The sequence below is a fragment of the Cohnella sp. SGD-V74 genome, from assembly GCF_003001675.1.
Classification (GTDB): Bacteria; Bacillota; Bacilli; order Paenibacillales; family Paenibacillaceae; genus Cohnella.
Map to the genome: position 1 here is coordinate 1 of NZ_PVYW01000025.1, position 11,368 is coordinate 11,368.

Here is an 11,368-nt window from a genome sequence, read left to right on the forward strand (position 1 = left end):
TCCTTGAACGGCAGCTTCCAGCGGAACGAGTCCGGTTCAGCCGCTTTCGACCGATGGCTGAACACCGCGATCGGCACGATCGGCTTGCGATGCTTTTCATACAGTCTTGACGCGTAAATAAACATCCGCTCGGCGAACTCCTCCTCCCGATAAGACTGCGGCTCCAGGTGCACGAGAATGACCGCCTCCTCTTCCCTCAGCCTCGTCTCGACGAGCAGGTCGACTCTCCCTTTCTTGCGCCCGTCAAATCGGTCACCACCTCTTCGGACAGGAACGCGACATGCTCGAAATCGAGCGCCTCCGCCACCTCCGGGAAAAACAATTCGATGAATTCCTTGAAAAAGGTGCGCAACAGCGTCTTGAACAACCGATCGTGATCGATCTCCATGGCCAACTCCCCCTTCATGCGGCCGGAAAAAACAAAAAGCCGCCCGGCATTCCCACAAGGGAATGCGAGCGGCGTGTGCTTCACGACCGAATCGTATATTTACCAGTAGTTTATCACATGCCGTCCTTGCTGTCTGCACCGGAATTAAGCTTCCTAACCCCCAGCCAAACGAGAAGAGCAACGACAGCCCCTGCGCCGGCGATCGGCAGAATGGGAAATGAAGCTTTCCCCTCCTCTTCGGGGTGGACGTGGTCTTCCGCCTGATGCGAGCTCGCCGAATGGCTTCCCGCTTCCGTCTCCTTGCCGCTCTCCCGCTCCAGCATGATGATCGCCAGACCGCTCCCGTCCCCATTCCCGGCCTCCTCCCGGTACCACGACTCGGCAACCGTGCGGCCTTTCCATTCCCGCGCATCGGGACTGCCGAACAGCACCTTGGGATGCGGGTGAAGCGGATACCGCTTGCCCTGGACAGCGATCTGATACGCGTCATACGCTGCGGCCCCTTCTCCTTCCCGCTGCGCAACCACGTCCTCGATCGCTCCGGCCGGTCCTTTCGTTAATCCCGCCCTGTCGAACAGCGTTCGACCGTCCACCTGTTCGTGCAGACGGGCTCCAACGAAGGCCGCAAACTCCTCTCTGGTCAGCTCCGCATTCCGATTGTCGGGCATGAACCGTCCGCCGAAAAACGCACGGGACACGTCTTCATAAGTCGCGTTCCCCTCCTCGTCTTTCGCGGCTTCGAGATCGCCCCCGTTGTGCGCATTGAAGTTGGCGACCCAGCGGTTCAACTCCGCCCTCGTCAGCTTCTCCTGCGGCCGGAAAAGCTGGACCCCCTTGTCATGCGGGAACAGATTCAGTCCGCTTAACAGCAACACTTGCTCCTTGGCTTCCGAGAACTCAAGATCCTCGTAGACGGAAGATTCGTTGGTCACATGCGCGTAACCTCTGGAACCGAACCAGACGACAGCCAGCAATAATCCGAGCATCGCCATACCAAACCTGGCTTTCATAGCATCCCCTCCGTTGCTTGCTAACGCCCGATTTCCCGGAAAAGGACGGAACCGTTGGCGTGTTCAATGGAAAAACCGTCCGAATCCGGGTTTAATGCGGAATAATCGATTTCGACCGTAATCAGCTCGTTCAGAATGTTCTGCCCGACGCTCATGCCGTCCACGAATCCGGCCTCCAGTTGCAGCTTTGCCGTATGGTCGTCTTTCTTGACGAACATGCCGACGAGAATAACTTGGGCTTCCTCCGTCTCGTAATGAACGTAGACGTGATCGGGGCGAAAATAGTAGGTCACGAGAGCCTGCTTGTTAAACTGCTCCTCTTCGAGACGGAAGCCTTCCGCATCGGCCGTTACGAAATCCTCCATCCGTTCCCGCACATGGAAATGGTCTCTCTCCAACAAAGTCCCGAGAAGCCCCGTTCGGTACGCCCACTGATATTGGACGGCTCTCGCCAACAGCCCCGGACGGTTTTGAAGATGCGCGTGCTGCCGCAGAAACTCCTCTCGTCCCTGAAGATTTTTCCCGATGATCTCCAGCAGCTTCCGATGGCCCTCCAAGGCGTCCCGCATGGACTCCAACTGCTTGAATTGAAGATACAGCCCGTTCAGCTCGTCCAGGTACCCCTTCAATTGTTTTTCCACGATTCTCTGATTGGCCAGCAGATCGATCAAGTCGTCCGACCCCAAGAGAAATTCCATATACGTATCCAGCCCGATCGAATGATAGAAAAGGAGCCGCTCCACCGCTTCCGGATGACGAGCCGAATACTGCCGCTGGAGCTCTTCCGTCTGCGGCGCGAGCCGCGCGATCTCCTCGGCGGTCTTCTGCATTTCGATCCTCAGCTCCTCCTCCGAGCCTTCCCGGATTCCGAGCAGGAAATCTCCGAACGTCCCCGCCACATGCGCTTGAACCGGAGCGAGGCTCCACAGAGCCGCCATTCCAAGCGCAACGGCCAGCGCGATTTTTCTACGCATGCTTGATCAGCCGCCTTGTCGAGAAATAACCGCCGGCCAGCCCGATGCACGCCCCGCCGAGAACAAGCCCGGTCATCGTCGCATACAGGAGCGACGCGCGAAGGGTGAACACATAGCTGAACTGGAGCTGTATCCGATACAAAACCAAGTTGTACAGAAAGTAGATCGCCAGACAGGAGAGCAGGCCGCCAAGCACCCCCAAGATCGCGCCCTCCAGCCAAAATTGCCCTCTCACATGGCTCTCCTTCGCTCCGAGCAGCAGCTTGACCCTAATTTCCTGCTGGCGCCGATACAGGGAGAGATTAACGGCGATGTTCACGGTGAGGCAGGTCACGGCGGCCATAATCGCCAGTCCGCCTCCCCCGTAACGCTTGGCCGCTTCCGACCAAATCTGCACGGACTCCGCGAACCGCTGGGCGTATATGACGTCGGCTATTCCCGGAACGCGCTCCAACTCCTCGACCGCCAGCGCCGCTTGACTCTGATCGGCGAAGTCGACCACGATCGCATCCGGGAAGTCGCCCTCGCGGAAAGCTTCGAACAAATGCTCTTTCCCTGCAAACAACCCTTTCAGCTTGCTCAGCGTCTGCTCTCCGGTCTCGACCTCCGCCGATCGGACGAACGCTTTGCTCTCCAGCAGCGCCGCGATCTCGCCGGCATCCGCCGAAGGCTCCACGAACAGCTTGATTCTCGCTTGCGAATCCAAATAGCGGAGCGTGTCATCGACGCCCGACTTGAACAGATACGCGGCCCCGGTAACGGACAGGGAAATCAAGATCAGCAGCACGGCCGCGGCGGATGCGCCGGCATTGCGGATCAATCCCGCGGCGGAGTCTCTTGCGTAATACTTAACAATGGACATGATCTCTCACCTTGCCGTTCTCCATGACCAGCGTTCTTGCCGGCAGCGTCCGTACAAGCGTATCGGAATGGGTGACGACGAGCATCGTGACGCCGTGCTTCCGATTGATTTCCTGCAGCAGCCGCAAAATGCGGGCGGCATTGCCGGAATCCAGATTTCCCGTCGGCTCGTCCGCCAGCAAAATTCGGGGACGGTTCAGCAGCGCGCGGGCAATGGCCGTTCTCTGCTGTTCCCCTCCCGACAGCTCGGCCGGATAACGATCCGCCGCCGGAAGCAGCCCGACCGTCTCCAGAAGCTCTCGGGCTCTGGCTTCGATCTCCGCCTCCGCCATGCCGAGCACTTCGCCGGCCAATTTGACGTTCTCCAGCGCCGTCTTCTTGGCGAGCAGCTCATAGGCCTGGAAGATCGTTCCGAGCTGCCTGCGCGTTACATGCTTGGGCAGACTATTCAACGGCCGCCCGTCGATGCGGATGCAACCTTCATAACGGTCGATTTCGCGATACAGCGCTTTCAACAGCGTGCTTTTGCCCGATCCCGAGCCTCCTTGCAAGTAAACGAACTCGCCTTCCCCCAAAACCAGATTCAGTCCGTCAATGACTTTGCGGCTGCCGTATCCGATCACCAAATTCTCTATCTCGATCATTATGCTGCGTTCGCCTCCGTCGCATGGCAAGGAAGGAGCTGTCCCCTTGCGGATTACAGCTCCTTCGATTAGATGCGTTTATGTGCGGCTGGTCGACACTTCGATTACAGGAGCGATTGGCGCTTGCGGTTGGCGCGCCTTCTGAAGAGCAGATACGCCACCGCCGCCGCTACAACCGCGCCGCCGCCTATCAGCGCGTAAAGCAGCGTATCGGATTTCGTCTTGTGGGATTCGTCCGCTTGCGCTTGCGCCCCGGCTTGTTCCGCCGGTTCGCTGGCCGCGGCCTCTTCCGTTTCCTGCGCGGAGCCTGCGGAAGCCTGGGCCAACAAATCTTCGAAATGGTATCGGTAAATTCCCCAGCCGTCCCGCTCTTCCACGTAAGATACGTTGGTCAGGCCGGCGTTCTGAATGGCCTCGCGCCCCGAAGGAGAGGACTTGAAGACGACCGGCCCCGCCGTGTTCACGGGAACGATCTGCCAGCCCGGTTCCCCGGCGGCAATCGTCCCGATCTCGGTCACGTATTCGATCAGAGCGTCGCGATTGGCGTCGTCCGATGCGTAAATCGTATTCGTCCCGTCCATGTGCGGGAAATTCCCGCCGCCGGAAGCGCGGTGGTTGTTCGTCACGACGGCGAACTCCATCTGCTCCGTCACGGGCTGCCCTTCATAGGTCGGATCGATGATCCGCTGCCCGACAGGCTTCGTTACGTCGATCTGGTAGCGAAGGCCGTACACTTGATCGAAATTGTACGGAGGCTCCGCGGACAGCAGCTCCTGCTCCTCCGTAAGGCTCGGATCGATCTGATTGAAATTTTCCGCCGACTGCTCCAGAACATCGATGACCTGCCGGCCGTTCAGCTTAACGATGTACAGCGTGTTCGCGTACATGTACAAATCCGCTATAGCGCTTACCGATACGGGACCCGGAGCGATATTCGTATATTCCGACGGTCCGGACCGCCCCGCGCGGAAAGGCGGCGCCAAGGACAAAATCGGGAGATCCTTGTACTCCGTGCGGCTTAAAATCTGCTCCCCTTTCCATACTTGCGCGAGATTGATCAACTGCGTCGCTCTCGAATCCTGCACGCGGGAGAAAAAGTGGTTAAGCGGCACTTCCGAGACGCCGATGGAGTTGCGTACGTAATCGATCGTCTGCTCGTGGCGGGCCTTGACCGCCTCTACGATCTCGGGCGCCGCTTCCGTCGTCTCCTCGACGGGCACGTTTCGGGAAGAGCCCCCGGTCACCTGCCATTTCCCCTCGTTGTGGACGAGCTTTAATTCGATAACGCCAAGGTGATCTCCGGCAAAGCCGCCCATAACGGAAGGAATTCCATGAATGAGGCCGTTCTTGTTGTCCAGCCCCTCCACCTCGTCGTAGTCTTCGTCTCCCGGGAAGATGCTTTGTTCATGCCCAAAGACGATTGCATCGATATCGTCCTTGTACTTCTCGGCCAGGAAATAGAGCGAATGCTCGCCGCGATCGTTAATCGTCGCGTTTTTGCCGTCTTCCAGCCGCTTGCCGCCATGAAGATTAACGATGATCAGGTCGGCGCCCTCGGCTTTTATTTTCGGCAGATACTTCTCCACCGTGTCGAGTACGGGCTCGCCGACGATCTTGCCGGCAAGCTTGTCGGCGTGCCAGATCGTAATGCCGGGAGGAGCGACCCCCAGCACGCCGATCTTGATCGGAATACCGTCTATCACCCGGTCCAGCATCACATAGGGCGTGAAATAGTTTTCCCCCGGCTTGCCGCTCTCGTCCGCATGATAGAGATTGGCGTTGATGATCGGAAAATTGGCGTCCTCAAACGACCGGTGCATAAAATCCAGCCCGAAGTCGAATTCGTGGTTGCCGATGTTGACGGCGTCGTAGTTCATTTCGTTCATCGCGGCGATGATCGGATTCGGCTCGTCTTCCGCCAGCGGTCGGAGAATGGCCGCATGCTCGCCGATAATCGCCCCCTGCAGGTTGTCGCCCGTATTGAACAGCAGCGTATTCGGATTGTGTTCCCTTACTTGTTTCACCAGCGTATAGGTTTTGGCGAGGCCAAGCTGTTCGTCCGGAGCGTCGCGGAAATAATCGTAAGGCATCAGATGCGCGTGAATCTCCGTCGTAGCCATGATCTCCAGCTTGTGCTCGCTCTCTTCCGCGTGCGTTTTCCCGATTCCGATCGGAGAGCCGAGCAGCAAGCTTGCCGCAACGGCGGCTCCGGCTATTTTTTTGAGCAACATTGACGATTTCCCCCTTGAAATGTTTTACGCCGTCCTGCTCTGTCTATTTTCCGGGTATGCGGATTTTCTGACCGATATAGATCAAATGAGGGTTTTGCAGCTTGTTGTACTCCGCCAGACGGCGCCATTCGATTCCGTGCCTCAGTCCGATATGCGAGAGCGTATCTCCGGACTTCACGACGTACACGGTATCTCCCGCTCCGCCGGGCTTGCCGGCAGGGACCGCCTTCTCCCCGGACAGATCGATCGAGTATTTGGCGAATCCGGATTTCAGCGTCTCCATGTAGGCAACCCCGGGCAGCTTGTTCAAATACTTCTGCCCTTTCGGGGAAGTTTCGAACGTAATCGTCGCTTGGCCCTTGATCGGAGCGAAGGACCAGTTGCCGTCCGCGGAAGGATTGATCGTGCCCCGCTCCCGGATATAATCGATAATGATCTGCCGGCTTTCGTCGGGAGAGGCGATGATGACGTTGGTGCCGTCCAGTCCCGGGAATTTGCCTCCGCCGTTGGCCCGGTAGTTGTTCGTCGCGACGATGAATTTCTGATCCGGCTTCACCGGCTTGCCCTTGAACGTCAGATGAACGATTCTTCCTTCTTTGTTGACCACGTTGCCGTCCTTATCGTATTTCGCCGACTTGGAGACGTCGATCTGATATTCGACCCCGTCGATGACATCGAAGTTGTAGGAACGATAGTCCATGTTCACCAGCGGCTGTTCGCCGGATTTCGCGGGATCGACCTGAAGGAACTGTCCGGCCGACTTTTCCAGCCAGTCCTTGACCTGCGCTCCGTTCAGCAGCACCGCGCTCAGCGTATTCGGATACAGGTACAGGTCCGCTACATTCTTGATCGCGATCGTCCCCGCCGGAATATCGGTGTAGTACGTGACCTCTCCCCGCGTGCCGGCCTTGAACGGCGCCCCTGCGGACAGAACGGGAAGCCCCTCGTACTCCGTACCCTGAATGTGCTTCTCCACGTACCAGATTTGGGCGTTGTTGACGATCTGGATGGACGGATCGTCCTGTACTTGCGAGAAGTAGCTGTTGATCGGAGCCGTTGTTTTGCCTACCGGACCGCGAATGTAGTCCAGCGTAGCCTCATGGTCGTCCTGCACCGCATGGAACAGGCTTTCGTCGCGGCCGACCAGCGGATTCCCGTCTTCGTCCGTAATCGGCCTGGCTTCGGTCTGCCGGTCGACAACGGTCCATTTGCCGTTTTTCTTCTCCAGCTTCAAGTCGACGATGCCGACGTGATTGCCCCAGAATCCCGGCATGACGGCCGCGACGCCGTTGATCGTTCCCTTGGCGATGTCGACGCCCGGAATATCCGCGTACTCCTCGCTCGGAAATACGCTGTGGGTATGGCCGAACAGGATCGCGTCGATCCCTTTTACCTTCGACAGGTCGTAGGTCGCGTCTTCCTTCATGAATCCGCTTGCAACGGAGCCTATGCCGGAATGGGGGATAGCAACGACGATGTCCGCCCCGGCCGCTTTCATCTCGGGTACGAACTTGTTCGCCGACTCCACGATATCTTTGGCGACGACTTTACCCTCCAGATGCGCTTTGTCCCACTGCATGATCTGGGGCGGAACGAATCCGATGACGCCGACCTTCAGCGGATGCTCGGCTCCGTTCTCGTCTACGATCGTGCGATCGAGAATGACGTAGGGCGTAAACAGATTTTTGTCATTATCGGGATTGGAATCGCGGTCGTCGACGTATACGTTCGAGTTGACGTAGGGGAAGTCGGCTCCGGCAAGCGCGGTATGCAGAAAATCCAGACCATAGTTGAACTCGTGGTTTCCGATGTTGCCGGCGTCGTACTTCATCAGATTCATCACTTTGTACGCCGGATGAGTCTCCCCGTCCTGCAGGACGTCGACCTTGGCGACGTAATCCGCAAGCGGCGTTCCTTGAATCAGATCGCCGTTGTCAAACAGCAGGCTGTTTTTCGCCTCTTGGCGGGCCTGTTTAATCAGCTCCGCCGTTTTGACCAAGCCGAACTCGTTCGTCTCCTGGTCCTGGTAATAGTCGTAATTGACGTAATTGGCATGGACGTCCGTCGTCTCGATCAAGCGAACGTTGGCGACGGCCGCCTCCTCCGCCTGCGCGGAATAAGAGGAGATCGGTACGGACAGCATCAGGCCGACGCTCAGGGCAAGACTGCTTTTGCGCATGCGATTGACGAATTTCATAGGTATACCCTCCCAATGATGGATGCAATCGATTTTTACAGCAAAAGAGGCTGTCCCATAAGTAAAAGAGACGTATCGAACAATTATCGATAGATAGGCGCGCCCCTTTTTTTCCATCGATAATTTTGTACGTACCACTTATGGGACAGCCCCCCGCCCGCTACTTCACGGAAGTAATGCGGCCATCCGTCGCCGGACTAATCGTCTTGTCCTGCATCAGCCGCTCTTCGACGACGTCGTACAAGGTCAAGCCGCTATTGAAGAAGCTGCTCTTCTTCAAGGAATCGTATCCGTCTCCCCCGACCGCCAGGAAGTCGTTCGTCGCCACTTTGTACACGGCTTTCGGATCGATCGGCTTCCCTCCGACCTTCACTTCAAGCACGCGCGATCCGACCGGCTTGCCTGCATCGTAGGAGAACGACATCCCGGCAATCTGCGGGAAGCCTCCCGGAAGATCGTCCGTTTTGTCTACGCCCCGGATGCCGTTCTCGAGCGCTTGCACGATATCCGCGCCCGTCGCTTCGAGCACGACCAGCGTGTTCGGGAACGGCAAAATCGTGTACAGATCCTTTTTCGTAATCTCGCCCTTCGCCTTGCCGGCGCGGAAGCCTCCGCCGTTCATGAGCGCCACGTCGGCCTCATGTCCCTTGAAGCCTTGCGTCTTGGCCAGCAGCGCGTCCGTAATATAGTTCGCCAGATTCGTTTCCCCGGCGCGAATGAACTTCCGGTCTCCGATCAGATCCACCTCCGTCTTGGCGATGACGACGTTCATCGACTCGTCCACTTTCTTCAGCACATCCTGAACGAGCTTGTCGATTTTCGGATCGGCCTGAACGGTCTCGTCGTACTCGACCAGTCCGCCGTCAAAGTGAACCAGCTCATCCCGGTAGTACGTCAGATCGACGCGTCCGAGCGATTTGCCGTATTCCCAGTCTTGGACGATATAAGTGCCGTTAACCTTCTCCGGCGTTCTGACCGGCGTATGAGAGTGGCCGCCGATGATCAGATCGACGCCCTGCACGCTGCGCGCGATTTCCCGATCGACTTCGAGGCCGACGTGGGAGACGACGATGACGTGATCGGCATCCTTCTTCAGCTTCGGAACCAAGTCCTTGGCAATGTCCACCGGGTCCTTGAATGTAAGTCCGACTACGTTTTTCGGATGCGTGACGATCGGAGTTTCCTCCGTCACCAGGCCGAGCACGGCGAACGTCTTCTCCCCGACCTTCACCGTGTAGGTAGGGATGAGCAGATTGGTTCCGTCCGCTTTGAACACGTTGGCGTTGACCATCGGGTAATCCAGTTGATCCCGCAGCTTCAGCAGCTGCTCGTAGCCGAAGTCGAACTCGTGATTGCCTGCCGCCATTAAGTCGTATTCAAGGGCGTTCAGAATCGGCAGCAGCGCCTCGCCCTGGAACTGGTTGGCGTAGATGGTTCCTTGGAACGTATCGCCGGCATCCATCAGGAAGAAGTTCGGGTTTTCCTTGCGCCATTCCGAGATCAAGGTGGCGATCTTGGCGTAGCCGAACTCCTTGTTGAAGCTGTCCTCCTGAATATGACCGTGAACGTCGTTCGTATGGGCGATCGTCACGTGCGTAGTCACCGCCGCGCCCAAAGCTTGCAGGAACTGTCCCCTCGTCACCTTGCCGGCCGCGGGAAGCGCGACCTTCAAGCCCAATTTCTCGGCGATGCGCTTCAGTTGCGCCGCGTCCGCGGTTTTGTTGCCGGACGTCAGCTCCGCCTGAGAGACGGCCCCTTGCGAATGAGCCCAATGCATGTAGCCGTTGGACCAATTGCCGGGCTTGCTCTCGACTTCCAGCCCCTGCGTCCTGGCGATCAACGCGAGAGCTTCCGCCACCGTAATGCTGCGGTTAAGCGCCAAGTCTCCGTAACCGTATCCTTGGACGATGCCTTTGCCCGCCATCCAGTCGGCGTGATTGACGGCGCTTGGCGAATAGGCGAACGCCGATCCGGCCAGCGTCAAAGACGCGGCAAGAGCAAGGGATGTAACGATGAATTTTCTGCGCATGTTCAATCGAACCTCTCCTCTATTAATGATTCTATGAAACCGCGGTTCACCAAGCCGGTCCCGGAACCCGGCGATCACCTTTTCCCGGGATAATACGCTTCCCCCAGCGCCGAAGGCGGATGGGCTCTGCCGACCGCCCCGATCAACACGAGAATCGTCAGAGCGTAAGGGAGCATGAAAATGAACTCCGTCGGGATTTGATCCGCGAACGGGAACAGCTGAATTTGATTTTTAAGCGCTTGGGCAATGCCGAAAAAGAGAGCCGCGCACATCGCGCCAACCGGATTCCACTTGCCGAAGATCATGGCGGCCAGGGCGATAAAGCCTTGCCCGGATATGGAGTTGTGAGCGAAATTGCTTGTAGTCGTCAGCGTAATCGTCGCTCCGCCGAGCCCTGCCAACGCGCCGCTAAGCAGCACCGCGATATACCGCAGGCGGTTGACGTTCACGCCGATCGTATCGACCGCGCCGGGATGCTCCCCTACGGCCCGCAGCCTTAATCCGAAGGGCGTCTTGTAGAGAACGTAGTAGACGACGCCTACGAGAAGAAGAGCGAGATAGGTTGTCGGGTAAGCGACGAACAGCGCCTTGCCCAGTACGGGAATTTCCGACAGCCCGGGCACATGGATTTTCGTGAAAACATGATGCAGCGTGCGTGTCTCGCCCGTTCCGAAGATCAGCTTCACCAGATACACCGTGATTCCCAGCGCGAGGAAGTTGACGACGACGCCGGTGACGACCTGGTTGGCCCGGAACGTAATGGAAGACACGGCATGGATCAGCGCGAACAGGATGCCGAACAGAACGCCCGCGATCAGGCCCAGCCAGGGAGACGCTCCTCCCAGCTTCGCGTCTTCCGCGAAAATGACGGCTACGGCGGAGGCGAACGCTCCCGCAATCATCAAGCCCTCCAGTCCGATGTTGATTACGCCGGACTTCTCCGAGATCAGTCCTCCCAGCGCCGCGAAGATCAGGGCGGTGGAGAACACGAGCGTCGTATTGAACATTTCGCTTATCGTGATGAGAACACTCAT

9 protein-coding genes are annotated in these 11,368 nt (G+C 57.8%); all 9 read right to left on the minus strand.

The features are described from left to right. Positions 1-196 precede the first annotated feature (196 nt). Positions 197-388, minus strand: coding sequence for a hypothetical protein (locus tag B0G52_RS36765; RefSeq protein WP_094049987.1), 192 nt, complete (start codon positions 386-388; stop codon positions 197-199). Between the two features lie 113 nt (positions 389-501). Further along, the gene (locus B0G52_RS29360) at positions 502-1,398 is read right to left on the minus strand and encodes a hypothetical protein (RefSeq protein ID WP_094049988.1); all 897 of its coding nucleotides are present in this window, start codon (positions 1,396-1,398) and stop codon (positions 502-504) included. A 20-nt stretch (positions 1,399-1,418) separates the two neighbouring features. Then, positions 1,419-2,372, minus strand: a complete 954-nt coding sequence (locus tag B0G52_RS29365) for a hypothetical protein (RefSeq protein ID WP_094049989.1) — start codon at positions 2,370-2,372, stop codon at positions 1,419-1,421. After that, entirely contained in the window at positions 2,365-3,234 is an 870-nt protein-coding gene (locus B0G52_RS29370) for a cell division protein FtsX (protein ID WP_094049990.1), read from the minus strand. The genes B0G52_RS29365 and B0G52_RS29370 overlap by 8 nt, the downstream gene beginning before the upstream one ends. After that, positions 3,221-3,877 (minus strand): cell division ATP-binding protein FtsE, encoded by a 657-nt coding sequence (locus B0G52_RS29375; RefSeq protein ID WP_094049991.1) that lies wholly within the window; start codon positions 3,875-3,877, stop codon positions 3,221-3,223. The genes B0G52_RS29370 and B0G52_RS29375 overlap by 14 nt, the downstream gene beginning before the upstream one ends. Before the next feature lie 104 nt (positions 3,878-3,981). After that, on the minus strand, positions 3,982-6,108 hold the full coding sequence (locus B0G52_RS29380; RefSeq protein ID WP_094049992.1) for a bifunctional 2',3'-cyclic-nucleotide 2'-phosphodiesterase/3'-nucleotidase: 2,127 nt from the start codon (positions 6,106-6,108) through the stop codon (positions 3,982-3,984). A gap of 43 nt (positions 6,109-6,151) precedes the next feature. After that, a complete protein-coding gene (locus tag B0G52_RS29385) occupies positions 6,152-8,305 on the minus strand; it encodes a bifunctional 2',3'-cyclic-nucleotide 2'-phosphodiesterase/3'-nucleotidase (protein ID WP_094049993.1) in 2,154 nt (717 codons plus the stop codon). Positions 8,306-8,465: 160 nt separating this feature from the next. Continuing rightward, positions 8,466-10,334, minus strand: coding sequence for a bifunctional metallophosphatase/5'-nucleotidase (locus B0G52_RS29390; RefSeq protein ID WP_094050102.1), 1,869 nt, complete (start codon positions 10,332-10,334; stop codon positions 8,466-8,468). A gap of 74 nt (positions 10,335-10,408) precedes the next feature. Further along, complete coding sequence (locus tag B0G52_RS29395; protein ID WP_094049994.1) at positions 10,409-11,368, minus strand: ABC transporter permease; 960 nt, start codon at positions 11,366-11,368, stop codon at positions 10,409-10,411.

Coding starts and splice junctions, on each gene's coding strand:
- B0G52_RS29365 (WP_094049989.1), bottom strand. CDS start 2,372: ATGCGTAGAAAAATCGCGCTGGCCGTTGCGCTTGGAATGGCGGCTCTG.
- B0G52_RS29370 (WP_094049990.1), bottom strand. CDS start 3,234: ATGTCCATTGTTAAGTATTACGCAAGAGACTCCGCCGCGGGATTGATC.
- B0G52_RS29380 (WP_094049992.1), bottom strand. CDS start 6,108: ATGTTGCTCAAAAAAATAGCCGGAGCCGCCGTTGCGGCAAGCTTGCTG.
- B0G52_RS36765 (WP_094049987.1), bottom strand. CDS start 388: ATGGAGATCGATCACGATCGGTTGTTCAAGACGCTGTTGCGCACCTTT.
- B0G52_RS29385 (WP_094049993.1), bottom strand. CDS start 8,305: ATGAAATTCGTCAATCGCATGCGCAAAAGCAGTCTTGCCCTGAGCGTC.
- B0G52_RS29390 (WP_094050102.1), bottom strand. CDS start 10,334: ATGCGCAGAAAATTCATCGTTACATCCCTTGCTCTTGCCGCGTCTTTG.
- B0G52_RS29375 (WP_094049991.1), bottom strand. CDS start 3,877: ATGATCGAGATAGAGAATTTGGTGATCGGATACGGCAGCCGCAAAGTC.
- B0G52_RS29360 (WP_094049988.1), bottom strand. CDS start 1,398: ATGAAAGCCAGGTTTGGTATGGCGATGCTCGGATTATTGCTGGCTGTC.
- B0G52_RS29395 (WP_094049994.1), bottom strand. CDS start 11,368: ATGAGTGTTCTCATCACGATAAGCGAAATGTTCAATACGACGCTCGTG.